The 24,855-nt window shown below is 74.8% G+C and carries 15 protein-coding genes; 9 read left to right on the top strand and 6 right to left on the bottom strand.

Going from position 1 to position 24,855, the window contains the following annotated elements:
- Positions 1-128: 128 nt before the first annotated feature.
- Positions 129-632, top strand: coding sequence for a DUF1877 family protein (locus tag H291_RS0120745; protein ID WP_020016946.1), 504 nt, complete (start codon positions 129-131; stop codon positions 630-632).
- Between the two features lie 106 nt (positions 633-738).
- On the opposite strand, the gene valS is transcribed toward H291_RS0120745, so the two are convergent.
- Positions 739-3,504: a valine--tRNA ligase gene (gene valS, locus H291_RS0120740; RefSeq protein WP_020016945.1), complete on the bottom strand. Its 2,766-nt coding sequence runs from the start codon at positions 3,502-3,504 to the stop codon at positions 739-741.
- A 288-nt stretch (positions 3,505-3,792) separates the two neighbouring features.
- On the opposite strand from valS, the gene H291_RS0120735 reads away from it, so the two are divergent.
- The 4 genes from H291_RS0120735 to H291_RS0120720 all read left to right on the top strand — a co-directional run bounded on the left by H291_RS0120735 (position 3,793) and on the right by H291_RS0120720 (position 9,240).
- Positions 3,793-4,761, top strand: a complete 969-nt coding sequence (locus H291_RS0120735) for an ABC transporter permease (protein ID WP_020016944.1) — start codon at positions 3,793-3,795, stop codon at positions 4,759-4,761.
- Complete coding sequence (locus H291_RS0120730; RefSeq protein WP_020016943.1) at positions 4,758-5,765, top strand: ABC transporter permease; 1,008 nt, start codon at positions 4,758-4,760, stop codon at positions 5,763-5,765. Before H291_RS0120735 ends, H291_RS0120730 begins: the two co-directional genes overlap by 4 nt.
- 86 nt (positions 5,766-5,851) lie before the next feature.
- Entirely contained in the window at positions 5,852-7,558 is a 1,707-nt protein-coding gene (locus H291_RS0120725) for an ABC transporter substrate-binding protein (RefSeq protein WP_020016942.1), read from the top strand.
- A gap of 11 nt (positions 7,559-7,569) precedes the next feature.
- Positions 7,570-9,240: a dipeptide ABC transporter ATP-binding protein gene (locus H291_RS0120720; RefSeq protein WP_232216130.1), complete on the top strand. Its 1,671-nt coding sequence runs from the start codon at positions 7,570-7,572 to the stop codon at positions 9,238-9,240.
- 23 nt (positions 9,241-9,263) lie between these two features.
- Here the strand turns inward: H291_RS0120720 and H291_RS0120715 are convergent, their stop codons facing one another.
- Entirely contained in the window at positions 9,264-12,860 is a 3,597-nt protein-coding gene (locus H291_RS0120715; protein ID WP_020016940.1) for an ATP-binding cassette domain-containing protein, read from the bottom strand.
- Between the two features lie 126 nt (positions 12,861-12,986).
- On the opposite strand from H291_RS0120715, the gene H291_RS0120710 reads away from it, so the two are divergent.
- The 3 genes from H291_RS0120710 to H291_RS0120700 all read left to right on the top strand — a co-directional run bounded on the left by H291_RS0120710 (position 12,987) and on the right by H291_RS0120700 (position 15,693).
- The gene (locus H291_RS0120710) at positions 12,987-13,739 is read left to right on the top strand and encodes an AraC family transcriptional regulator (protein WP_020016939.1); all 753 of its coding nucleotides are present in this window, start codon (positions 12,987-12,989) and stop codon (positions 13,737-13,739) included.
- Between the two features lie 10 nt (positions 13,740-13,749).
- Positions 13,750-14,625 (top strand): hypothetical protein, encoded by an 876-nt coding sequence (locus H291_RS0120705; protein WP_020016938.1) that lies wholly within the window; start codon positions 13,750-13,752, stop codon positions 14,623-14,625.
- A 75-nt stretch (positions 14,626-14,700) separates the two neighbouring features.
- The gene (locus H291_RS0120700) at positions 14,701-15,693 is read left to right on the top strand and encodes a TIGR03557 family F420-dependent LLM class oxidoreductase (protein ID WP_020016937.1); all 993 of its coding nucleotides are present in this window, start codon (positions 14,701-14,703) and stop codon (positions 15,691-15,693) included.
- A gap of 23 nt (positions 15,694-15,716) precedes the next feature.
- Here H291_RS0120700 and H291_RS32795 read toward each other — a convergent pair whose 3' ends face one another.
- On the bottom strand, positions 15,717-17,294 hold the full coding sequence (locus tag H291_RS32795; protein WP_020016936.1) for a serine/threonine-protein kinase: 1,578 nt from the start codon (positions 17,292-17,294) through the stop codon (positions 15,717-15,719).
- 109 nt (positions 17,295-17,403) lie between these two features.
- Between H291_RS32795 and cofE the strand changes: the two genes are divergently transcribed.
- Positions 17,404-18,216: a coenzyme F420-0:L-glutamate ligase gene (cofE, locus tag H291_RS0120690; protein ID WP_020016935.1), complete on the top strand. Its 813-nt coding sequence runs from the start codon at positions 17,404-17,406 to the stop codon at positions 18,214-18,216.
- 85 nt (positions 18,217-18,301) lie between these two features.
- Here cofE and H291_RS0120685 read toward each other — a convergent pair whose 3' ends face one another.
- Genes H291_RS0120685 through H291_RS0120675 form a run of 3 tightly spaced genes read right to left on the bottom strand, consistent with a single transcriptional unit; the run spans position 18,302 to position 24,728 of the window.
- Entirely contained in the window at positions 18,302-22,516 is a 4,215-nt protein-coding gene (locus H291_RS0120685) for an ATP-binding protein (protein WP_020016934.1), read from the bottom strand.
- Entirely contained in the window at positions 22,513-23,217 is a 705-nt protein-coding gene (locus H291_RS30995) for a DUF4194 domain-containing protein (protein WP_020016933.1), read from the bottom strand. Before H291_RS30995 ends, H291_RS0120685 begins: the two co-directional genes overlap by 4 nt.
- Positions 23,214-24,728, bottom strand: coding sequence for a DUF3375 domain-containing protein (locus H291_RS0120675; protein WP_198012555.1), 1,515 nt, complete (start codon positions 24,726-24,728; stop codon positions 23,214-23,216). Before H291_RS0120675 ends, H291_RS30995 begins: the two co-directional genes overlap by 4 nt.
- Between the last annotated feature and the right edge of the window lie 127 nt (positions 24,729-24,855).

The raw sequence follows: 24,855 nt of genomic DNA, 5'->3' as shown, positions 1-24,855 counted from the left end.
AAAGGCTCGTAGAACGGGCGCCAGACAGGCTGGAATTTCCGATTTACCGCGTATGAGAAATTGTTGCGCCAGAATGTGTCCGTTTTGCCCATACACACGGAAACGCATTATCGGTACGGTCTCGGGCCATGGGGATGATTCATTGTGAGTACGCGCGGCTTGCCGCCGATGACTTCGACAAGGCACGTACAGACCTGACCTGGGCGCTGGAGCACATCGACGAGCTCGCAGGCGAGTGGACGCAGGTGGACCTTCCGGCAAAGGAGGCGAGGTACTTCAGCATCGGCACCGTGTGGGGTCCGCTCCACACGGTGCTGCGGGTGCACGGCGGCATGCCGGTCGACCCGGTGCACGGCGGCGCCGAGCTCGCGTCGACCGGCGGGATCACGCCGGCGCGCTATCTGGGCCCGGAGGACGTGGAGAAGGCGGCCGCGTTCCTGGTCGGCACGTCGTTCGACGCCTTGGCGCCGCTCGCCGCCGACCACGTGTGCGACGAGGACGTCTGCCCGGACCCGGGCGAGCACGCGGCGGAGACCGACCCGGAGCGGCTGGCGGAGGCCTACGCCGAGCTCGCCGCGTTCTACGGCGCGGCGGCCGAGGCGGGCGACGCGGTGGTGCTGATGCTCAACTGAGCCGGCCGCCCGTCGGGCAGGAAGAACCAGGCGAAAGGGCCCGGAGCGCTGTCAGCGCTCCGGGCCCTTTCCAGCGGCGAGGTTCTGCCTCGGTCCTACGGAGGCGTCAGCCCTTGTTGCGCGGCGGGGCCTCGCCCAGCTCGCTCGCCGTGACGACGATCCCGCCCTGGACGGCCGGGTCGCCCTGGTCCTCCGCGGCGGCGACCAGGTCGAGCGGGCCGGTGACGCGGCCGGCGGCCTTGACGTCCTCGACCGCGGTCTCGACGGCGGTCAGCGAGGCGGCCGGGACGGCCAGCGACGCCGCCACGATGGGCGTGCGCATCGACGCCTTGGCCTCGGACTTCACCTTGCGCAGCGCGGCGAGCGCGTGCCCGGCGGCCGCGAGGTCGGCCGGGTCGGCGTCGCCGCCGGCCGCACGCAGCGGCGCCGCGACGGGCCACGGCGCGCGGTGCACCGAGCCCTCGCGCCACCAGGACCAGACCTCCTCCGTGGCGAACGGGAGGTAGGGCGCCAGGAGGCGCAGCATCGTGTCCAGCGCGATGGCCAGCGCGGTGCGGGCCGAGGTGGTCTCCGGGGAGACCTCGTCGGCGTCGGCGCCCGCACCGTACGCGCGGTCCTTGACGAGCTCGAGGTAGTCGTCGCAGAACGTCCAGAAGAACGTCTCGGTCGCCTCGAGCGCACGCGTGTGGTCGTAGGTCTCGAGCGCGGCCGTGGCCTGCTCGACCACACCGGCCAGGCCAGCGAGCATGGACCGGTCCAGGGAGACCGTGACCACCGCCGGGTCGAGCGCGATCTCGCTGCCCGCGCCGCCGCCGAACGACAGCGCGAACTTCGAGGCGTTGAGGACCTTGATCGCCAGACGGCGACCGATCTTCATCTGGCCCACCTCGAACGCCGCGTCGGTGCCCAGGCGCGCCGAGGCCGCCCAGTACCGCACCGCGTCCGAGCCGTGCTCCTCGAGCAGGCCCATCGGCGTGACGACGTTGCCCTTGGACTTGGACATCTTCTTGCGGTCCGGGTCGAGGATCCAGCCGCTGATGGTCGCGTTCTTCCAGGGCAGCACCTTGTTCTCCAGGTGCGAGCGCACCACGGTGGAGAAGAGCCACGTGCGGATGATGTCCTGGCCCTGGGGCCGCAGGTCCATCGGGTACACGCGCTCGAACAGGTCGTTGTCCCGCTCCCAGCCCGACACGATCTGCGGGGTCAGGGACGAGGTGGCCCAGGTGTCCATGACGTCGGCGTCGCCCACGAAGCCGCCGGCCTGGCCGCGCTGCTCCTCCGAGTAGCCGGCGGGCGCCTGCGACGTCGGGTCGACGGGCAGGATGTCCTCGGCCGGGACGATCGGGTTGGCGTAGTCCACCTCGCCCGACGCGTCGATCGGGTACCAGAGCGGGATCGCGACGCCGAAGAAGCGCTGCCGGCTGACCAGCCAGTCGCCGTTCAGGCCGTTGACCCAGTTCTGGTAGCGCACCCGCATGAAGTCGGGGTGGAAGTCGAGCTCCTTGCCCCGGGCCAGCAGCTCCTCGCGGAGCTCCTGGTCGCGACCGCCGTTGCGGATGTACCACTGGCGCGAGGTCACGATCTCGAGGGGCTTGTCGCCCTTCTCGAAGAAGTTCGCCTTTCGCTGCGTGGCGACCGGCTCGGTCGGCATGTCGCCCGACGCGGTCAGCGCGTCGACGATGGCCTTGCGGGCGCTGAAGGTCGTCTTGCCGGCCACCTCGGCCTCGAACAGCTCGGCGCCCGGGCCGCCCGCGAGCCACTGCGGCACCTCGCGGGTGATGCGGCCGTCGCGGTTGATGATCGAGCGCGTGGGCAGCTGCAGCTCGCGCCACCACTGCACGTCCGTCAGGTCGCCGAAGGTGCAGCACATCGCGATGCCGGCGCCCTTGTCGGGCTCCGCCAGGTGGTGCGCCAGCACCGGGACCTCGACGCCGAACAGCGGGGAGGTCACCGTGGTGCCGAACAGGTGCTGGTAGCGCTCGTCGTCCGGGTGCGCGATCAGCGCGACCACCGCGGGGATCAGCTCCGGGCGGGTGGTCTCGATGTAGACGGGCTCGCCGTTCGTCTGGTGGAAGGCGACCTTGTGGAAGTGGCCCGGGTAGTCGCGGGCCTCCAGCTCGGCCTGGGCCACCGCGGTCTGGAACGTGACGTCCCACAGCCCCGGCGCCTCGGCCTGGTAGGCCTCGCCGCGCTGAAAGTTGCGCACGAAGGCACGCTGCGCGGTGGCGCGCGAGGAGTCGCCGATGGTCTGGTACGTCTGCGCCCAGTCCACGGAGACGCCCAGGCGGCGCCAGAGCTCCTCGAACTCCTTCTCGTCCTCGGCCGTGAGCCGCTCGCACAGCTCGACGAAGTTGCGCCGGCTGACCGGCACCTGGTCGGCGGCCTTGACGTTCTTGTCGGTGCCCTCGAACGGCGGCTCGAAGTCGGGGTCGTAGGGCAGCGACAGGTCCACGCGCACGCCGTAGTAGTTCTGCACGCGGCGCTCGGTGGGCAGGCCGTTGTCGTCCCAGCCCATGGGGTAGAAGACCTCGAGGCCGCGCATGCGCTTGTAGCGCGCCACGATGTCGGTGTGCGTGTAGCTGAACACGTGCCCCACGTGCAGGGAGCCCGAGACCGTGGGCGGCGGGGTGTCGATCGAGTAGACCTCGGAACGGGTCTTGGTGCGGTCGAAGGCGAAGGTCTGCTCGGCGGTCCAGCGCTCGTCGAACTTGGCCTCGAGGCCGTCCGTGCTGACCTTGTCCGGTACCTCCTTGACCACCGCGCGTACGACCTCGGCGCCCGGTACCGCGGCGGCGGCGTGGGTCGGTGTCGTGTCAGGTGCGGGTGTGGTCGCAGCCGGGTCCGTCGGCCCGGTGGAGGCGGGAATGCTCATGCGCACCAGTGTCCCAGATTCGAGCAAGCCGAAGCGCACGTTTTCCACAGGTCGCGACGGTGGTGCGCGCGGCGTGCGCGGGCGAGACGTGCGCCACAGATCGTTCGAGATGGTCGATAGGTGCCAGAGGCATGGACTATGGTTCTGCTCGGCCCGAACAGGGCACACCGGTCAGGGCGGTCATGCCCTGGCGGTCGGACGCAGCCAGGAGACGAATCGTGCGCATGTCGTGTTGTCGGTGCTCGCAGCACCGCCTTCCCGTCATGTCCCGTCGTCCCTAGGAGTCCCATGTCGCTCGACCGCTCCGCCGAGCCGGTCGCACCGACCGCGTCGGCCGCCGTCGCCGGCCGCGTGCCGCTGTGGCGCCGGCTGGCCCGGGACCGGTTCGCGCTCGTGGGCGCCGTCGTGGTCGTGGCGTACGCGCTGGTGGCGCTGGCCGCGCCCCTGATCACCCGGGCGCTGGGCGTCGACCCCTACACCTACGACCTGGACGCGCTCGGCCCCACCGGCGCGCCCGCCGGGCCGCTCGGCGGCGTCAGCGCCGAGCACTGGTTCGGCGTCGAGCCGCTCACGGGCCGCGACCTGTTCGCGATCGTGGTCATGGGCTCGCGCACCTCGCTGCTCGTCGGGATCGGCGCGACGGTCGTGTCGATGCTGGTCGGGACGGTGCTCGGCCTGGTCGCGGGCTACTTCGGCGGCTGGGTGGACTGGGTCGTCGCCCGCCTGATCGACGTCCTGATCGGGCTGCCCGCGCTGGTCTTCATGATCGCCGTCGGCGCCGTCGCGCCCGACTGGTTCCCGCGGCTGCTGCTCCTGGTGCTGGTGATCGGCCTGTTCGGCTGGTCGTCCATCGCGCGGGTGGTGCGCGGCCAGACCATGGCGCTGCGCGCCTCCGGGTTCGTGCGGGCCTCCCGCGCGCTCGGGGCCTCGCACGCCCACGTGCTGTTCCGCCAGGTGCTGCCCAACCTCGCCTCCACCGTGGTGGTGTTCACGACCATCTCGATCCCGGGCGCCATCGGCGCCGAGGCGGCGCTGTCGTTCCTGGGCGTCGGCGTGCCGCCGCCCACCCCGTCGTGGGGGCGGTCTATCGGCGACGCCGTGACCTGGTTCGCCGTCGACCCCGTGTACCTCTTGTTCCCCGGGCTCGCGCTGTTCGGCGTCACGCTCGCGTTCAACGCGTTCGGCGACGGGCTGCGCGACGCGCTCGACCCGCGCGGCGGCTCCCGGAAGCGCCGCCGGCGCGGAGGTGCCCGATGACGCTCGTCCGGTTCCTCGCCACCCGCCTCGCGACGCTCGCGTTCGTGCTGCTCACCGTCTCGTTCCTCACCTACGCGCTGTTCGTGCTGCTGCCCGCCGACCCGGCCGCGCTCGCGTGCGGCAAGCCGTGCACGCCCGAGCGGCTGGAGACGGCGCGCGCCTTCATGGGCCTCGACGCACCCGTGGTCCAGCAGTGGTGGGACTTCGTGCGGGGCGTGTTCACGGGCCGCACCTTCGGCTCGGCGGGCGCGACCATCGACTGCCCGCGCCCCTGCCTCGGCTACTCCTTCGCGCGGAACACGCCGGTCACGGAGCTGGTCGTGGGGCGCTTCGGCGTCACGGCCTCGCTCGCGATCGGCGCCGCGGTGCTGTGGCTCGTGGTCGGCGTCGGGGCGGGCGCCGTGGCCGCCGTGCGCCGCGGCACCCCGCTGGACCGCGGCCTCATGGTCGCGGCCATCACGGGCGTCTCCGCGCCGAGCTACCTGGTGGGCCTGCTCGGGATCCTGCTGTTCGGCTTCACGCTCGACATGGTGCCAGTGTCCGGCTACGTGCCGTTCGCCCAGAGCCCCGTGGACTGGGCGTGGCACCTGGCGCTGCCGTGGGCCGTGCTCGCGCTGCTGTCCGCGGCGGTCTACGCACGGCTGACCCGCTCGCAGATGCTGGAGGAGCTCGGCGCGCCGTACGTCCGCACGGCGCGCGCCAAGGGGCTGACCGAGGGCCGGGTCGTCACCCGGCACGCGCTGCGCAACGCGGCGATCCCCGTGGTCACGCTGTTCGCGCTCGACCTCGGCGCGCTGCTCGGCGGCGCCGTCATCACCGAGCGGGTGTTCTCGATGCCCGGGCTCGGCGCCCTGCTCATGGAGGCGGTCGGCAGCACCGACGTGCCGCTGCTGGTCGGCGTCACGGTCTTCACCGCGGCCATCGTGGTGGTCGCGAACCTGGCGGTCGACGTCGTCTACGGCGTGCTCGACCCGCGGGTGCGGCGCGGAGGGAGAACCCGATGACCAGGCGATGTCGTCGGTGACGACCCCGCACCCCCGCGGCCCGAGCCGCACCAGACGCGTTCCACCCCAGAGACGAGAAGGACCAGATGACCCACGCACCGCGCACCTCGCGCAGGCCCGCCCGCCGGACGGCGGTAGCCGGCATCGCCGTCGCCGCGACGCTCGCGCTGACGGCGTGCAACGCCAACTCGCAGCCCGCCGCCGACTCGAGCGCCGAGGCCACCGCCGTCCAGCAGGGCGGTGAGCTGCACATCCTGACCAGCGCCCCCGCCATCAACTGGGACCCGGCCACCAGCCAGAACCTCGCGATCACCACGCTCGGCCTGGTCGAGCGCCGGCTGACCTCGTGGAAGACCAACCCCGACGGCAGCACCGAGGTGGTCCCCGACCTCGCGACCGACACCGGCACGCCGTCGGACGACGGGGCGAGCTGGACCTTCACGCTGAAGGACGGGCTCAAGTTCGAGGACGGCACGCCCGTCACGTCGGCGGACGTCAAGTACTCGGTGGAGCGCTCGTTCGCCCCGGAGCTGTCGGGCGGCCTGAGCTACCACAAGAACCTGCTGGAGGGGGCCGACGAGTACACCGGGCCGTTCCAGGGCGACGAGCTCGACTCGATCGAGACGCCGGACGACAAGACCATCGTGTTCCACCTGGACAGCGCCTACGGCGACTGGCCGTGGATCGTCTCCATGCCCGCCTTCGGCGCCGTGCCCGAGGCGAAGGACGACATCGAGACCTACACGACCACGCCCGTGGCGACCGGGCCGTACCGGGTCGCCGAGACGGTCGAGGGCACCTCGGTGACCCTGGAGCGCAACCCCGAGTGGGACGCCGCCACGGACGAGGCCCGCACCGCCGGCCCGGACACGGTCGTGTTCGAGCTGAGCCAGGACGAGACGGTCGTGGCCCAGCGGCTCATCGCCGACTCCGGCGCGGACGCCTCGGCGTTCGGTGCCACGTTCGTGCCGCCCGCGCAGCTCGCGCAGGTGCAGCAGGGTCCGGCCAAGGACCGGCTGGTCACCTCGGGCCCGGGGGCGCTCGCGTACCTCGCGATCAACACCGAGGCCGATGGCCTGGACGACCTCGACGTCCGCAAGGCGATCAGCCTGGCCGTCGACAAGAACGCCTACCGCGTCGCCTCCGGCGGCGAGATCGCGGGCGACTTCGCGACCACGCTCGTCACGCCCGGCATCCCCGGCCGCGAGGAGTACTCGAACGGCGTCAACGACGTGGCCCCGGAGGGCGACGTCGAGCAGGCCGAGAAGCTGCTGGACGACGCCGGCTGGTCCGGCCGCGAGCTGCGGTTCGTGGTGACCGACGACGCCCCCACGCTCGCCAAGGCGCAGGCGATCCAGCAGGGCCTGGAGCGGGCGGGCCTGAAGGTCAAGATCGTGCCGCAGGCCGACGACGTGTGGACCGAGACGGTCACGCAGGGCGACGGCTCGAAGAACGACCTCACGCTGTCGTCGTGGCAGCCGGACTTCCCGAGCGCGAACGGCAACATCCAGCCGCTGTTCGACTCCTCGCAGGTGGGCGACGGCGGGTACAACCTGGCCCGCTACTCCAACCCCGAGGCCGACGACCTGATCGAGCGCGCGACCGAGGAGACCGACCTGGACGCCGCCGCGAAGCTGTGGGTCGAGGCCGACCAGCTCATCCTGGGCGACGCCCCGGTGGTCCCGCTGATCTACACGAAGAACTCGTTCCTGCACGGTTCGAAGGTCGAGAACTTCCGGATCCCGGACTTCCCGGCGTACCCGAACTACATGCAGGTCTCGCTGGGTCAGTGAGCGAGATTCTGGTGACCGACGGACAGCCCCTCCTGCAGGTGGAGGGGCTGTCCGTCGTGTTCGACGACGCCGCGGCGCCCGCCGTCGACGGCGTGTCCTGGACGCTGCGGCCCGGGCGCGTGACGGCGCTGGTGGGCGAGTCCGGCTCGGGCAAGACGGTGTCCGCGATGGCGGTGCTCGGGCTGCTGCCGGAGTCCGCCGTGATGGGCGGGTCGATCCGGCTGGGTGCTGGTGCTGAGCTGGTCGGGGCGTCGGCCGAGACGTTTCGCGAGGTGCGGGGCGCGGTGCTCTCGCTCGTCTCGCAGGAGCCGATGAGCGCCTGGAACCCCGTGCTGACCGTCGGCGACCAGATCGCCGAGGCGCTGCGGGCGCACCTGCGCGGACCCGACCGGCCGAACCGGCGCGCCGCGCACGAGCGCGTGCTCGAGCTGCTGCTCGAGGCGGGTCTGCGCGACCCGGAGCGGGTCGCGGCGTCCTACCCGCACCAGCTCTCGGGCGGCCAGCTCCAGCGCGCGCTCGTGGCGATGGGACTGTCCCAGGACCCGGTCGCGATCATCGCGGACGAGCCGACGACGGCGCTGGACGTCACCGTCCAGGCCGGGATCCTCGACCTGCTGCGCGGGCTGCGCGACGAGCGCGGCACGGCCGTGCTGCTCATCACGCACGACATGGGCGTGGTGGCGGACCTCGCCGACGACGTGGTGGTGATGCACGACGGCCGGATCGTCGAGGCGGCCCCGGTGCGCGAGCTGTTCGCGGCGCCGCGCGAGGAATACACGCGCACGCTGCTCGCGGCGGTGCCGCGGCTGGGGGAGCGGGGGTCGCGGGTCGAGACCAGCGGTGGTGGCTCGACCAACGGTGTCGGGGCGGGCGGTGCCGCCGTGCTGCTCGACGACGTCATCGTCACCTACGGCGGCCGGCACCCCGTCGTCGCGGCTGCCGGCGTCACGCTGGAGATCGGCCGCGGCGAGGTGCTGGGCCTGGTCGGGGAGTCGGGCTCGGGCAAGTCGACCCTCGGCCAGGTGGTCGCCGGGCTGCTGCGCCCGACGTCGGGCCGCGCGGTCGTGGACGGCGTCGACCTGGCTCGGGCCTCACGCCGGCAGCGGGCGGAGCGGCGTCGGGCGACGGGTGTGGTGTTCCAGGACCCGGCGTCGACGCTGAACCCGCGCTGGACCGTGGCGCAGTCGGTCGACGAGCCGCTGCGGCTGCACTCCGGGCTGGACCGGCCCGCGCGCGAGGCCCGGGTGCGGGAGCTGCTGGACCTGGTGCGGCTCGGCCCGCAGTACGGGCCGCGGTACCCGCACGAGCTGTCGGGCGGGCAGCGGCAGCGGGTGGCGATCGCCCGGGCCGTGGCCCTCGGGCCGCAGGTGCTGGTGGCGGACGAGCCGACCTCCGCGCTCGACGTGTCGGTGCAGGCGCACGTGCTGGACCTGTTCGGCGACCTCCAGGCCGAGCTCGGCTTCGCGTGCCTGTTCGTGTCGCACGACCTGGCGGTCGTGGAGCGCGTGGCCGGCCGGGTCGCCGTCATGCGGGAGGGGCGCATCGTCGAGACCGGCGTGACGGCGCGGGTGCTCGGCGCGCCCGAGGACCCGTACACGCGAGCCCTCGTGGCCGCCGCGCCCGTCGCGGACCCGGACGCACAGGCCGCGCGCCGGGCGGACCGGCGGGCCGTCGGGGTCTGACACGCGCGGGACGGTCTGGCTGGTCAGCCGGCGAGGTGGGACCAGCTCGGCTCCAGGTCGTGCCAGTGCCCGACGGCGGCCATGCGTCCGCCGTCGAGCACCACCACCCGGTCGGCGACGGCGAGGGTCGCGGCGCGCGACGTGGTGCCCAGCACCGTGGTGCCCGCCGCCCGCAGTGCCGTCCATACCTCCGCCTCGGTGACGGCGTCGAGCGCCGAGGAGACGTCGTCGACGAGCAGCAGGTCCGAGCCCGTGGCCAGCGCCCGGGCCAGGCCGAGCCGCTGCACCTGGCCGCCGGAGAGCCGTAGCCCTCGGTGACCGACCATCGTGCCGGTGCCGCCCGCCTCGGCGACGTCGCGGTCCAGCCCTGCCGACCGGACGGGACCGTCGACCGGGCGGTCGTGGTCGAGCCGTACGTTGTCGGCCACCGTGCCCGACACGACGTGCGGCACCTGCGCGACGTGCGCGACGCGCGGCGGGCGCAGGAACGTCTCGGGGTCCGTGACCGACGTGCCGTTCCAGGCGAGCCGCCCACCGAGGTCGACGAGCCCCGACAGCGCGCCCAGCAGCGACGACTTGCCGGAGCCGACGCGGCCCACCACGAGGACCAGGTCGCCGCGCCGCACGGTCAGGTCCACCCCGGACACGCCGACGGTGCCGTCGTCGTGGGTCGCGCTGAGGCCGTCGAGACGGAGCTCGCGCAGGGGACCGGGGGCGGTGGGGGCACCGGGGCCGGCCGGCGCGGCCTGCGGCGTGGCGGTGCCGGCGAACAGGTCCACGTCGCGGGGCACGTCCGCGAGGCGCTCGGTGCCGGCGTACCGCGCGGAGACCTCGACCCAGCGCCGGGCCGACGCCGCACTCGTGACCAGCGCGCCCAGGCTGTAGCCGATCCAGCTGAAGGTCCCGATCGAGGTGCTGACCAGGAGCGCCGTGCCCAGGGACCACGTGCCCGTCAGGTGCAGCGTCCAGGCGAGCACCGTCGCGACGCGGCTCAGGACCGACGGGGCCAGTCCCACCAGGAAGCTGGTCCGCTCCTCGACCAGAGACGCGTGCACGCGGCGTCCGTCGACCCTGGCGACCTGGGCGAGGACGCCCCCGGTGGCCGACGCGAGCTTGACCGTGCGTACCGAGTCGAGGGCGGAGCCGAGCAGCCGGCCCAGCTCCGCGGCGGCGTCGCCGGCCCGCCGCGCAGCCGTGGCGACCGACCGGCTGCCGAGCACCTGCGCCGCGAACATGACGCCCGCCATGGCCAGGCCGATCGCGCCGGCCAGCCAGCTGCCGCTCAGCACCACCAGGACGGCGAGGGTGAGCGGCGCGGTCAGCACCTCGGTCCACGCCTGGGTGTGGCCGGTGAGCCGGTAGTCCTCCTGCGCGCGGGCCGCGATCTCCCCGGGCGCGTCGCGGACGGTCCGCCGCTGCGCCGTCTGCCCGCGCAGCAGGGAGAGGTGCAGCCGCATCCGGGAGTCGACCCACCAGCGGGTGCTCGTCAGCCGGACCGTGAGCGGGAGCAGGGTGTTGGCCACGATCGCCGCGAGGATGGCGCTCACGAGCAGCCACGGCGCCGAGCCCTGCTCCAGGCCCACCACCGTCGACGCCCACAGCCAGCCGACCACCAGGCCGGTCGAGGTCAGGTAGTCGGCCACCTCGAACACGACCGCCGGGACCAGCATGCCGTGCGGCCGGGCGCGCAGCGTGCTCCACACGGCCCGGGCGATCGAGGTGCGCCGGCGTGGCGCGGGCTCGGCCCCGGGGGAGCCGGGCGCGCGTGCGGTCTCGCCCTGACCGTCGGCGGCGGCCCGGCCGGTCACCTGCCCGTCGTTCGTCTGCGGTTGCCGGTCGAGCCCGGCCGCCGCGGCCACAGCCGCAGTCGGCCCTGTCCCGGCAGGTCCCGTCTCCGTGAACCCCGCCGCCGCGACCAGCCGCGCGAAGTGGCCGTCCGCGGCCGCGAGCCGGTCCCAGGCCCCGTGCTCCACGAGGCGGCCGCCGTCCAGCACGGCGACGGTGTCGGCATGCCGGGCGGTGGCCAGCCGGTGCGCCACCACGATCGCCGTCCGCCCCGCCAGGAGGGCCTGTGCGGCCAGGGTGACCCGCTCCGCCGTCGCGGGGTCCATGCGGGCGGTGGCCTCGTCCAGCACGACCACCTCGACGTCGCGCACCAGGAGCCGGGCGAAGGCCACGAGCTGCTCCTCGCCCGCGGACAGGGTCACGCCGTCGGACCCCAGACGCGTGTCGAGCCCGTCGGGCAGTGCCGCGACCCAGGCGCGCAGGCCGAGTGCGTCCACCGCCTGCTCCACCCGAGAGGCGGGAACGGGCGCCCACAGCGTGATGTTGTGGGCGAGCGTCGCCGCGAGGATCTCGGTGCGCTGGCCCACGACGCCGACCCGCGTGCGCAGCCCGTGCACGTCCAGGCCGGTGATGTCCCGGCCGTCCAGGAACACGCTGCCCGCGGGCGGGTCGACCGCACGGGACAGCACCTTGGTCAGCGTCGTCTTGCCCGAGCCCGTGCGCCCCACGAGCGCGCAGGTGGTGCCCGCCGGGACCGTCAGGGACAGCGGGCCCAGGGCGAAGCCCTCGCCGTAGGAGAAGGTCAGGTCGCGCAGCTCGACCTCGACGCCGCCCGCCCGCACGGGGAACGGCGCGCCGCCCTCGGGCTCCTGCGGTGCGGCCAGCAGGTCGCGTACGCGATGGAACGTGCCGATCGCCTCCTCGACCCGGGGCAGCAGCCGGCCGAGCACGTCGACCCGGCCGACGAACCCCGTCACCAGCAGCCACAGCGTGACCAGCCGCGCGAGGTCGAGCGCGCCGCCGGTCACCGACCAGACCCCGCCCACCAGCACGGCGCCCACCAGGGCGTCCAGCGGCAGCTCGGTGCGCAGCCGCACGCGCGAGAACGCCACCGACCAGTCCTCCCGGAGCCGGATCTGGCGCGCGGCCAGCTCGGCGTACCGCCGCAGCACGTACGGCTGGCCCTGCGCGGTGCGCAGGTCGTCCCGGGCCGCCACGGCCTCCTCGAACTGCGCCATGTGCTCCGAGCCGGCCTCCGAGCTGCGCTTGCTCAGGTCACGCAACGGGCGCGCCGACCGGCGTGCGAACACCAGCACCGCCGCCGCGACCAGCGGGAACGCGAACCAGGCCGGCCACCAGACCAGGCCCGCGGCCACCCAACCCACCACCAGGCTGATCCCCGCCTGGCCCAGCGTGATGCCGATCCCGCTGATCGCCCGGGTGAGCCGCTCCGGATCGCCGTTGACGCGGTCCAGGAGCTCGCCCACCGCCTGGTCCTCCAGCGCGGGCAGCGGCTGGCCCAGGGCGGCGGCCGCCAGCTCGGACCTCAGGACCGCCTCCGCGCGGGCGACGCCGCGCTGCACCACCAGCCACGTCACGGCGTCCAGCGCCACGACCGCCGCGCTCACCGCCGCGAGCAGGATCAGCGTGTCCCGGGCCGGGTCAGCGGCCATCCGCCCCGTGACCACCGCGGCGTACGACGACGCCCCCGCCGCCAGCAGCGCGGCCGGGACCGCGACGGCGCCGACCCGCAGCGCGCGACGGCGCCACGGGCCGTGACGCTGGTCGCGGGGCAGGCGGAGCCTGCGGCTCGGTCGAGCCGGTACGAGGGGCATGGGACGACTCTGCCACCCGCCACTGACACTCCACCCGGCCCCCGACCTGTCAGACCCACAGTTCCCTGGGGTGACCTGTGGGTCTGACACGGGGGAGTGTCGGAGGCGGCGCGTAGCGTGTCCGCCATGACCCCGTACCGCGAGCTCGCACCGCCCACCGGCCTGCTGCCGGTGGTCGCCTGCCTGTGGGAGCACGACGCGCCACCGGGGCACGAGCAACGGATCATCCCGGACGGCTGCGTCGACCTCGTGCGGCTCGACGGCGAGCTGGTGATCGTCGGCGCCGACACCGGCCCCGTCGTCTCCCGGCCGAGCGAGAGGCCCGCGCCGTCGCCCACCAGCGGCATCCGGCTCCGGCCCGGCGCCGCGGGCGCCGTCCTGGGCCTGCCCGCGTCAGAGGTACGGGACCTGAGGGTGCCCCTCGCCGCGATCTGGCCCGACGCCGGCCCGGCGCTCGCCGACGCGCTCGACGCCGCCGGCCCGGCCCGCCGCCTGGACCTCCTGGCGCGCGCGGTTCTGCGGCGCAAGGCCGAGCGCGACGGCCTGGTCGCGGCCGCCGCCCGCCGGCTCGGCGTACCGGGGGCGCGCATCTCCGGCGTGGCGCAGGAGCTCGGCGTCAGCGAACGGCACCTGCACCGGCGCACCGTGGACGCCGTCGGCTACGGGCCCAAGATGCTCGGCAGAGTGGCACGGCTGCGGCGGCTGATCGGACTGTCGTCCGGCGCGGCCGGGCTGTCCTCCGGCGTACCGATGGCCCTCGCGGAGCGTGCCGCCGTGGCCGGCTACGCGAGCCAGGCGCACATGTCGGACGAGGTGCGCCGGCTCACCGGCCTCACGCCCGTCCGATTCCTGGAAGACGCCACCCTGACCGCGGCCTAGCGTCGAGCCCATGAGCACATCGACGAGCATCGACCTCGCAGCGGCCCGGCGGTTCGTGTACGACGACGCCCGCCTGCTGGAACGCCATCGCCTCGCGGCACTGTTCGGCGAGGCGCCGGCCACCAGGGTGCTGGACGCCCTGCGCCCCTACCGGAACGACGACGGCGGCTGGGGCCACGCCCTGGAACCCGACCTGCGCGGCCCCGACAGCCAGGTCTCGGGCGCACTGTCCGCGCTGGAGGTGCTCGCCGAGCTGGGCACCGCGGCCGATCCCGCCGTGGCGGTGCTGGCCACCGAGACCGCCGACTGGCTGTCCGGCGTCGCGCTGCCCGACGGCCGGGCGCCGCACGTGCTGCCCACCGCCGCCGACTACCCGGCCGCGCCCTGGATGCGGCCCAACGACGACGGGTTCCTCACGTACGCCATCGCCGCCCATCTCTGGGAGCTGGGCCTGGAGCACCCCTGGCTCGACGCCGCGACCGCATGGTGCTGGAAGGAGCTCGACGGCGCGCACCGCACGGACGGGTACACGGTGCTGTTCGCGCTCCGCTTCCTGGACGCCGTGCCGGAGCCGGACCGGGCCGCGGCCGCCGTCGAGCGCCTGCGACCCGCGCTGGCCGATGACGGGACCATCTCCGTCTCGGGCGGGGAGGACGACGAGAAGCTCCGGCCCCTGCTGCTGTCGCCGCGGCCCGGCACGCCCAGCCGGGCGCTGTTCCCCGAGCCGCTGATCCAGGCCGAGCTGGACCGCCTGGAGCGGGAGCAGCTCGACGACGGCGGCTGGGACTTCGACTACCTGCACTGGTCGCCGGGCCAGACGGTGGACGCCCGCGGCTTGGCCACGCTGGGCGCGCTCGCGGCGCTCCGGGAGCACGGCCGCCTCTGACCCTGGAGGTGTCAGACCCACAGATCACCAGGGTGGCCTGAGGGTCTGACACGTGCGGGACGTAGGCTGTCCCGCGTGGTGACCATCGGCTATGCCGCGATGCTCGAGCAGTTCGCGCCCCGCGAGGCGGTGGAGCTGGCGGTGTTCGCCGAGACGCACGGGTTCTCCGGCGTCATGGCCGCCGACCACTTCCAGCCCTGGACCCCGCAGCAGGGGCAGGCGGGCTTCGTCTGGAACGTGCTCGCGGCCGCCGCGGAGCACACGACGGGGGACCTGGGCCCCGTCACGGCGCCGACCTTCCGGTGGCACCCCGCCGTGGTGGCCCAGGCCTCCGCGACGCTCGCGGCGATGAACCCGGGCCGGCACTGGCTCGGCGTCGGCTCGGGGGAGGCGCTCAACGAGCACGTCGTGGGCGGCTACTGGCCCGAGGCGCCCGAGCGGATCAACCGCATGTTCGAGGCGGTCGAGATCATCCGCAAGCTCTTCGCCGGGTCCCTCGCCGGCCGGGACGTCAAGCACGCGGGCACCTACTTCAAGCTGGAGTCGACGCGGCTGTGGACCATGCCCGACGCCGCACCCGAGATCCTGGTCGCGACGGCCGGTCCGGTCACGGCCCGCCGCGCCGGACGGGCGGCGGACGGGCTGATCACGCAGGCCGCACCGCTGGACCGCATGGCCTCGCTGCTGACCCGGTTCGCCGACGGCGCCCGCGAGTCGGGTCGCGACGGGGGCCAGATGCCCAAGGCGCTCCAGCTCCACCTCTCCTGGGCGCCCACCCATGAGGAGGCCATGGCGAACGCGCTGACCGAGTGGCCCGTGGGCGGCATGCGGTTCCCGCGCTCCGACATCCGCTCGCCCCACGACTTCGCGCAGCTCGCCCGGATGGTCCGGCCCGAGGACTTCGACGGACGGATGCTGATCTCCGCCGACCCGGACGAGCACCGCGCGTCGATCCAGCGGTACGTGGACCTGGGCTTCGACCGCATCTACCTGCACAACGTGGGCCGCAACCAGCGCGAGTGGATCGAGACGTTCGGCCGCGAGGTGCTCCCCAAGCTCGTGCGGTGACGGGCCGGCCGGCCCGTCCGGCATCACCCGGTCGCGGCCCAGCTCCAGCCGTGCTCCTCGGTGTTCTCCACGGACACCGCGGTGAGCTCACCGACGTCGGGCAGCGTGACGGTCATGGTCACCGCGGCGGGGTCCGTGAGGTTGCCCTGCGCCCAGAAGGTGTCCTCCGGACCCGCCTCCGCGCGGGTGGCCCGCTCGGAGGTCCCGTCCGGGCCGACCGCGTAGATCGCCAGCCACTCGCCCGGCGTCGGGGTCCCGTACTCGCTGGTGCCCGCCTGGTCGCAGGAGACCGTGAGCGTGGCCTGTCGCCCCTGCAGCCGGTCGATGCTGACGTTCCAGCACGAGCCCCCGCCGAGCCCCTTCGTGGTGCCGAGGGGCCATGGTGCGTCGACGCTCCCGTCCGCCGCGGGGCTCGAACCGGTCCCGGGGCTCACACCGGGCTCGCTGGTGTCGGTGAGGTCCTCCGGCGGTCCGTTCTCCTGCGGCTGCTCGGCCACCGGCACTCCGCCGAGGTCGTTCCGCTCGCTGTCGTCGTCGAGCCAGGACCAGACGCCGAACGCCGAGCCGGCCAGCAGCACCGCCGCGGTGACAGCGCCCACGACGACCCGCGTCCGCCGTCCGCCCCGCGAGGCGGCAGCCGTGCCGCGGCCCGAGGTGGTGCTGTCGCGCCCCGGGCCGCGGGCGCCCCGCCCGCCGGTCCCCGCGGACGGCAGGTCGGCCGGACCCGCCGCCGGGAGCGTGGTCGCGACCGCCTGGTCGGGCACGCCGAGCGAGCGCAGGATCGCGTCGAGGGGCGGTCTCCGCTCCGGGTCCTTGACCAGGAGCGCGTCGAGGAACCCGCGCAGGTACTCCGGGCTGTCGGCGTACGACGGGTCCTCGGCCGAGACGCGGTACAGCACCACGGCCGGGTGATCGCCCTCGAAGAGGTGGTTGCCGGTCGCGGCGTAGTAGGCCAGCGCCCCCAGGGCCCAGACGTCGGCGGCCGCCGTCGCCCGTCTGCCGGTGGCCTGCTCCGGCGCCATGTACATCGGGGTGCCGACCGCCTGCCCGGTCAGGGTCAGCCGCGTCGCGTCGACGGCGGCGACCACGCCCAGGTCGATCAGGCGCGGCCCGTCCGGCCCGAGGATCACGTTGGCCGGCTTGACGTCGCGGTGCACCAGGCCGGCCCGGTGGATCCCGTGCAGCGCCTCGGCGACGCCCGTGACCAGGCTCAGCACCTCCGCCTGGGGCAGGGGACCGTTGGCCGCCAGCTCCTGCGACAGGGTCGGCCCGGCCACATACTCGGTCGCGAGCCAGGGGAGGTCCGCCTCGGGGTCGGCGTCCACCAGGTTCGCGATGAACCGGCTGCGGACCTTGGCGGCGGCCCGCACCTCGCGCCGGAACCGGATGCGGAACTCGTCGTCGTCGAGCTGTGCGCCGCGGATCAGCTTGATCGCGACCTGCTGCCCCTTGCGGGTCGAGCCCAGGTAGACGTCGCCCATGCCGCCGCTGCCGAGCCGGCTGCGGACGCGGAACGGTCCGATCGAGCGGGGTTCACCGGGCCGCAGGGCCGCGGGTTCCGGTGCGGGCGCCGAGCTCCGGGCAGGCGGGTCGTGCAACACCGGACGGGTCCCCTATCGATCGCGGCATCAAACAGACAAATGTGACGTAGACGCCTGGCAGAGTACCGTGCCGAGATGGCCGGCCGTCGGACGGTGTGAGGATGTTCCCGTGGAACGACTCAGCGTCTGGGCCCCCGACGGGCTGCCCGAGATCACCCCCGGCGACGACCTCGGCGAGCTGATCGCCGACCTCCTGGCGGGTCTGGAGGAGCAGGACCGGCCCCGCGACGGCGACGTCGTCGTGGTCACCTCGAAGATCGTGTCCAAGGCCGAGGGGCGGGTCGTGGCCGCCGACGACCGCGAGCAGGCGATCACCGACGAGACCGTCCGCGTGGTGGCCCAGCGGGAGCGCCCGGGGCTGCCGCCGCTGCGGATCGTCGAGAACAAGCTCGGCCTGGTCATGGCCGCTGCGGGCGTGGACGCGAGCAACACGCCCGAGGGCACGGTCCTGCTGCTGCCCGTGGACCCCGACGCCTCGGCGCGCACGATCCGGTCCGCGCTCACGCAGCGGCTCGGGCTGGGCCGCATCGGCGTGGTGGTCACCGACACCGCCGGCCGGCCGTGGCGCGACGCCCTGGTCGACATCGCGATCGGCTGCGCCGGGATCACCCCGACCGACGACCTGCGCGGCAGCACCGACACCCATGGGCGCCCGCTCAACGTGACCGTGACCGCCGTCGTCGACGAGATCGCGGCGGCGTCCGAGCTGGTGCGCGGCAAGTCGGCAGGCCGCGCGGTCGCCGTCGTGCGCGGCATGGACCGGCACGTGACCGACGCCGACGGCCCCGGCGCGCGGGCCCTCGTGCGGGGCAGCGCGGACGACCTGTTCCGCGAGGGCTCGGCCGAGGCCTACGCCCGCGGCCTGGCGGACGGCGCGGCGGCGGGCCTGGGATCTGACGGCGGGGAGCTGGGCGGCCACTGAGACCTCACCTTTGAGGCCCGGGTTTCTTCGCTTTCACACTGCTGAAAGCGAAGAAACCCGGGCCTCGAAGGTGATCGGCGGTTGCCTAGAGCGACGGGCGCCGGGACGTCATCCGGACGACCGGCGAGGCGGCGTCCGCCTGCTCGGGCGTCACGGTCACGGACCAGTCCGGCTCCGGCTCGTCGTCGCCCGCGTCGGACGGCGCAGCGGGCGGTGCCGCCGGCGTCGTCGGGGCGGACGGCGGCGGAGGCGTGACCGAGGTCAACGGCCGGGGACCGGCGGGGGCCGGCTCGGGCGGGGGCGGCGGCACGGCTGGAGTCCCGCGCGGCGGGGTGACGGCGGCGTCGTCGGCCGTGGGTACCGCGGCTGGCCCCGCGACGGGTCCCGCGGCCGGTACCGCAGCCTGCGGCGGCGGCGGGACCGGGGCGTGCGGCTGCGGGGGAGCAGCCGGGGCACCGGGCGCACCCGAGCCTGCGGGAGAGGGTGTGCTCGGGGCAACGGTCGCGGGCGTACCCGGGCTGACGGGAGCGGCTGTCCGGGGTGCCGGGGGCGTGGCCGGCGCCGGGTTGGCGGCGGCCTGCGGCGCGGCGGCCGGCGGCGCGACTGCCTGCGGCGTGGCGGGCACCGGAGCACCGGAGCCGGACACCGGACCACCAGAGGCCGGCGTCCCGCCGCCACCCGGCGTCCCGCCGCCACCCGGCGTCCCGCCGCCACCCGGCGTCCCGCCGCCACCCGGCGTCGGCCCACCCGACGAGCCGGACCCACCGTTGCCAACCGAACCACCACCGCTACCCGGACCACCACCCCCGCCCCGAGTCGCCGAGGCGACCGGGTCGACGTCGGGCAGCGGGCTCTCCAGCAGCACCACGTCGACCCGCGACTCCCGCATCTCGCGGCAGGTCGCCAGGCCGATGCCGCCCACGTAGTCCTCGAGGGTCTGCAGCAGCTTGAGCGGCGTCGCCAGGATCATGTGGAACCCGAACGCGGCGAACGTGTCCATCGCGGTGCGCGTGAACGCGGTGTCGGCCTTGTCGAAGGCCTCGTCCAGCAGGATGGTGCCGTAGGCGGGCGTCGCGGAGTCCGACGCCCCGGCGAGCTGGTACCGCAGGGCCGCGGCCAGGCAGAACACCACGAGCTTCTGGCGCTGGCCGCCGGACAGGCCGGCCGAGGAGTCGTGCACGGCCAGCGCGATGCCGCCCGCCGTGACCTCGACGCCCGTGAAGTGCACGTGCCGCCGCGTGTCCAGGCACAGGGCGCGCCACGCGCGGTCCGCCGGGTCGCTGGAACCGAGCCGGCGCACCAGCCGCTCCAGCACCTCGTACTCCGGCTCGGTGTCGCCGGTGAGGGCGTCGAGCGTGGTCAGGAACTCCTCGACGGCGGCCGGACGGCGCTCCTTGACACGGATCTCCAGGAACCGGTCGGTGTCGAAGGGCGACCGCCGGAGCGACGTGTTGACGCCGACGATGCGCTCGCGGATGGTCGCGGGCGCCTGCCGTACCTCCGCGGCGAGCTTGCGCAGCGCACGCCGCGCCTGGTCGGTGAGCAGGTCGGAGAACCTGGCCTCCTGCTCCGGCAGCCTGGAGGTGCGGATACGCTCCAGCACCTCGAGGTACCGGGCGCGGTCGCCGACCTGCGCCGTGAGGTCGCGCGTGATGGCGGGCCAGCGGCGGCGGAACTCGGACAGCAGCCCGACGATCTCCCGCTCGGCGGCGCCGGACGTGCGCAGCCCGGCCTCGCGCTCCGCGTCCAGCGTGCGGGACACGGTCAGGGAGACGTCGTCGATCACCTCGTGCGTGACCGTCTTCCGGACGGCGGCGTAGCGCTTCTCCAGCTCCTGCCGGTGCGCCAGCGGGATCGCGTTGGTCGGCGCGTCCCCGAGGTCGGCCACCACGTGCTCCAGGCTGCGGCGGTTGGCGCGGGCCTCGGCGAGCGCGTCGGCGGCCTCCGCGGCGGCGGCGCGGGCCTGGTCCAGCCGCGTCTCGGCGGCCGCGACGTCCTGCGACGCCTGGAGCAGGTCCATCGTGCCGTCCAGCAGCCGGTCGAACGACGCCTGGGCGTCGGTCAGGTCGGCCTCGGCGGTCTCGATGTCCACCTCGCGCCACTCGCGGCGGGCCACGTGCCGGAGCGTGAGCTGGCGGCGCACGGCCTCGCGCTGCTCGGCGACGGCGTCGGCCACGGCCTCGTCGGCCTCGGCCAGCCGGGCCTGCGTCTCGCGGGCGAGCTCCAGGAGCTGGTCCAGCCGGTCGTCCGCGTCCCAGCCGAGCGCCCAGTCCTCGACGCCGGGCAGCAGCGGCTGCTCGATCTCCTCCGGCCCGTGCTTGATCAGACCCTCGCGGGTCACGGCGCGCTCGTGCAGGTCCAGCCCGGCGGGCTCGTCCACGCACAGGTAGTCGTACTGCTCGGACAGGCGGCGGTGCAGCCAGCCCGACGCCGGGCCGTCCTTGACCTCGACCTTGTGCACCAGGGACGAGTCGTCGGTGGACCGCGGCGCGTCGTTCCGCACGCCGACGACGCGGTAGCGCAGGCCGGGCCCGGCCTCGACGGCGCGGGCCACGGCGGCGCGGTGTGCGGGGGAGACCAGCACGAGCGTGCCGAGCGGGCGCAGGATCTCCTCGATCACGGGCCGCCAGGCGGCGTCGTCCTCCCGGACGCGCAGCAGCTCGGCCGCGAACGGGAGCACCGAGACGTCGAGCCCGGCGGCCTCGGCCACGGCGCGGCGGGCCGCGGCGAGGGCGGCCGGCACGTTCGTCTGGGTCTGGCGCACGGCCTGGATCCGGGTGGCCACGGCCTCGTGCTGCTGGCCGACGGCCGACCGCGTGGCCAGGGCCTCCCGGATGGCGCCGTCGAGCAGCTCGGGGGCGCGCGACCGCGTGACCGTCGCGACGGCGCCCGTCGTGACCGCGGGCACGGAGTCGGTGGACACCTCGGGGACGGCGCCGGTCGTCACGGCGGCGACCTGACCCGTCACCGCGGCGACCTGGCCGGTCGCGACGGCGGCGACCTGGCCGGTCACGGCCGGGATCGCGCCGGTGAGGGTCGGCACCGCGCCGGTGGCCGGCGGCTTGGTGCCGCCGAGCTCCCAGCGGGCCTTCTCCTTGAGCGCCGCGAACTCCGCGAACGTCTCCGGCATGTTCATGCCGACGGACTCGAGGTCGGTCTTCAGCTCGCCGCGCCGGGTGCGGACCAGGGCCGCGATCTCGCCCGCGCGCTGCAGGCGGTCGGCCTGCGTGGCGAGCGCCTGCCCGCCGCGCGCGCCCAGCACGTTCACGGCCTGCTGGTGCGTGTTGGCGGCGACGTCGACCTCGGTGTCGGCGGCCTTGCGGTGGTGCTGCGCCCGCTCCTCCGCGGCGCGCGCCCCCGCCAGCGCGCCGTGCGCCAGGTCGAGCTTCCACGCGTCCTTGAAGGTCTCCAGCGAGCCGCGCAGCGTCGCGGCGCGCACCCCGGCCGCCGAGCCCTCGTCGTACGTCTTGGTCAGGGCGGCGAGCCGGCCCAGGTGGTCGATCTGCCGCCGTGAGGTCTCGATGTCGGAGTACGCGCGCGCCACGTCCGCGAACTGGTCCACGGCCTGGGCCGCCAGCTCGAACGTCCCCGGCTCGTCCAGCATGTGCCCGCGGAACAGGTCGTCCAGGCTGCCCAGGTTCTTGGCCGACTGCGTGCGGTGCAGCAGCACCAGCGCCTGCTCCGAGCCGATGCCCAGGGCCTGCGTGAACGCCGCGGCGAACGGCGCGTGCCGCTCGCTCACGGTCGCGTCGGGCCAGGCGGCTGTCACGCCCGCGACGTCGGGGCCCGAGCGGACGAACCGCTCGAAGTCCAGCAGCCCGACCTCGCCACGCACCACCACGTGCAGCGTCGCCGGCGCGGACGAGCCGCGCGTGAGGTGGAACAGGCGCACCAGGGTCACGGCGCCGTCGTCGGAGTCCGTGCCGTCCGAGTACCGGAGCAGCACGCCCGACCAGGTGGCGCCCTGGCGCAGGTGGTCGGCCACGACCTCGCCCGTGCTCTCGTCGGTCCGGTGCCGCCACGCGCCGCGCACGTACGAGACGACGTCGCGGTCGCCCGCCTCGCGCTCCGTGGCGGCCGTGCCGGCCGCGGCCACGTTGAACCGCAGGTGCTCGGGCGGTGTCAGCACCGCGGCGACGGCGTCGACCAGCGACGACTTGCCCGAGCCCGAGTGGCCCGTCAGCAGGAAGCCCTCGCGCGGGACGGGCACCACGTGGTGCCCCGAGAAGGTGCCCCAGTTGACCAGCTCGACGCGCGCGAGGCGCCACTGCCCGGTGGGGGACGGGTGCGGGGTCTTCATGCGCTCTCCTTCGCCAGCCGGGCGTACTCGGCGCTCAGCGCCGCGACCTGGTCCGCCCCGAACACGGTCCGCAGCACGGGGGAGACCGTGCACCGGTCCCCGCTGAGCGGCTCCAGCATGCCCGACTCGATCAGCCGCGCCCACGTCGCGTCCAGCTGCCGGGTGAAGTCCATCGGGGAACCACCGCCGCGCCGCCGGTACACGGCGAGCTGGTCGGCCGCCTCGTCGCGGCTGACCGCCACCCGCCCGTCCGCCGAGTCCAGCAGCAGCGCGCGCAGGTGCAGCAGCAGCGCCGTGTCCAGGAACGTCAGCGTGACCTCCCGCACCACCTGCGGCGCGTCGGCCGCCGGCACGTCGCGCACGAACGCGACCTGCGCGTCGCCGTCCACCACCAGGTCGAGGTACTGGTCGGCGAGGCGCTCGCGGACCACGTCCTCGTGGGCCAGGAGCGCGCGCCAGGTGTCGGCGTCGGTCTCGGCGGCCAGGTAGGGCCCGCGCACGAGCCGCGCCAGCGCGAGGCGCGCGGCCGCGGGCAGCGTGCCGTGGTCGCCGGGCCAGAGGCGGCTGCCGGCCTCGCCGCCGGACCCGCTGCCCGACGGCGCGGCCGCGGCACCGCCGTCGGCCGCCCGCCCGGGGCGCGCGGTGCGGAGGTCTGCCGGGTCGGTTCGCGCCGGACCTCGTCCGGGAACGGGTTCTGTCACGGGACATGCTCCTCGAACTGGTACTGGGGAAGGGTGGCGCGCCGCGCGACGCCGCGCGAGGACCGCCAGCCGACGTCCTCTTGCTCGGTGGTGGGGGTGCCGTGCCGCTCGGCGAGCGTCAGCAGGCCGACGACGCTGGCGGCACCCTGCGTCGCGGGGTGCGCGGCGAGCACCGAGGCGACCGTGGCCCGGCCCGCCTGGTCGACCACGTCGTTCACGTGCCCGCGCAGCTCGTCGACGTCGATCTCCGAGTCGCGGGCCATCGCGCGCAGGGCCGTCAGCGAGACTGGCCGGGGCGGCAGGGCGGGGTCGGCGGGCGGCGCCTCGACGTCCTCCCCGCCCGGGTTGTGCGGCGCGAGGCCGCCCACGGAGCGGGGCGCCACCGCGCCCAGCGGCAGACTCAGGCGCAGCTCGGCGCCGGGGGCGACGTCGGGCGCGGCGGCCAGCGCGGCGTCCTGCGCCTCGCCGATCAGCCGGCGCAGCGCGCGCTCGGCCGGGAGCTCCCCGGAGCGCACCATCCGCTGCAGCGCGCGGCGCAGCACGCCCATGGTGTCGGTGAGCTCGTCGGCGGCGTCCTGCAGCGTGGGCAGCAGGCGGCGCAGCGCCGAGGCCTCGCTCGGCGCGAGGTGCACCGAGTCGAGCACGCGGCCGAGGTCGTCCTGCGCCGTGTGCTCCGACCGGCGCAGCAGCTCGCGGAACGCGACCAGGCCGCGGCCCGCCTCCGACTCGGCCAGGTGGTCCACGCCGCGGTAGATGTCGTCGAGGAAGATGTCCCGCGACCCGTCGGACTCCAGGAGCCGGCGCCGCAGCTCGCGGTCCGTGCGCTCCAGCTCGGTGCGCACCCGGGCCAGGTCTGCGGGGATGTCGCCCGCGAGGGCGAGGATCTCGCGGGCGCGCTCGACGGCGACGTCCGCGGGCAGGGCTTCCGAGTCACCGCGGCGGGCGCGCTCGATCTTGGCGTCGAGGGCGGCGCGCTGCTCCAGCAGGGCCGCGAGCCGGGCCTCCGGGTCCGGGTCGGACTCGTCGGCCAGCCGGTGCAGGCCGTCGAGCACCGCACCGAGCCGGGACGGCGTCACCGCGGGGTGGGGCCGGCTCAGGCGGGAGACGAAGCGGATGGCGAGCAGGGCGCCGTCGGACAGCTCGACCGTCTCGGCGCCGGGCTCGCCCCCGTTCGACGCGGCGCGGCGGCGCACCAGCACGCCCTCGTCGATCCACTCGGAGACGTAGAAGTAGCCCGAGTAGGGCAGCTCGAAGCCGGCGCGGCGCAGCTCGGGGACGTCGTCGTCGATCCGGTCGGCGAGCTGCTCCACGGGCAGCCGGCGGCGGGAGGCCCCGAGGTTGCGGTCGAGCAGCACGACGGCGGCCGCGGCGTTCCTCGACCGCAGGAGCACCCACGCGGGGTGCTCCTGGAGAAGGGCGCGCACGGCGCGCGCCGCCTGGCCGCGACGTCCTGTCCCGTGCCCGGCGGCCGGCCGGGGCGCGGCGTCCCCCGGTGAGCTCGCAGTACCCATGGGGGCTGAGAGTAGTAGGCCAACGTGTCGGTGCGGCACCCCCGGGGGAAACATCGCGACACATGCCCCGTCGCTGAGCCGCGACGGCCATAGACGTATAGAGTCAGGTCCCACAGGGCTTGCCGGA

This window comes from Promicromonospora sukumoe 327MFSha3.1 (assembly GCF_000385135.1).
Lineage (GTDB): Bacteria > Actinomycetota > Actinomycetes > Actinomycetales > Cellulomonadaceae > Promicromonospora > Promicromonospora sukumoe_B.
Note: the sequence above shows the minus strand (reverse complement) of the source record. Positions and strands in the feature narration are given on the sequence as shown.

What these genes read in the sequence shown, in the direction of transcription:
- H291_RS0120710 (WP_020016939.1), top strand. Translation starts at nt 12,987, where the DNA reads ATGACCCCGTACCGCGAGCTCGCACCGCCCACCGGCCTGCTGCCGGTG.
- H291_RS0120685 (WP_020016934.1), bottom strand. Translation starts at nt 22,516, where the DNA reads ATGAAGACCCCGCACCCGTCCCCCACCGGGCAGTGGCGCCTCGCGCGC.
- H291_RS0120715 (WP_020016940.1), bottom strand. Translation starts at nt 12,860, where the DNA reads ATGCCCCTCGTACCGGCTCGACCGAGCCGCAGGCTCCGCCTGCCCCGC.
- H291_RS0120705 (WP_020016938.1), top strand. Translation starts at nt 13,750, where the DNA reads ATGAGCACATCGACGAGCATCGACCTCGCAGCGGCCCGGCGGTTCGTG.
- H291_RS0120675 (WP_198012555.1), bottom strand. Translation starts at nt 24,728, where the DNA reads ATGGGTACTGCGAGCTCACCGGGGGACGCCGCGCCCCGGCCGGCCGCC.
- H291_RS0120725 (WP_020016942.1), top strand. Translation starts at nt 5,852, where the DNA reads ATGACCCACGCACCGCGCACCTCGCGCAGGCCCGCCCGCCGGACGGCG.
- H291_RS0120735 (WP_020016944.1), top strand. Translation starts at nt 3,793, where the DNA reads ATGTCGCTCGACCGCTCCGCCGAGCCGGTCGCACCGACCGCGTCGGCC.
- valS (WP_020016945.1), bottom strand. Translation starts at nt 3,504, where the DNA reads ATGAGCATTCCCGCCTCCACCGGGCCGACGGACCCGGCTGCGACCACA.
- H291_RS0120745 (WP_020016946.1), top strand. Translation starts at nt 129, where the DNA reads ATGGGGATGATTCATTGTGAGTACGCGCGGCTTGCCGCCGATGACTTC.
- H291_RS0120730 (WP_020016943.1), top strand. Translation starts at nt 4,758, where the DNA reads ATGACGCTCGTCCGGTTCCTCGCCACCCGCCTCGCGACGCTCGCGTTC.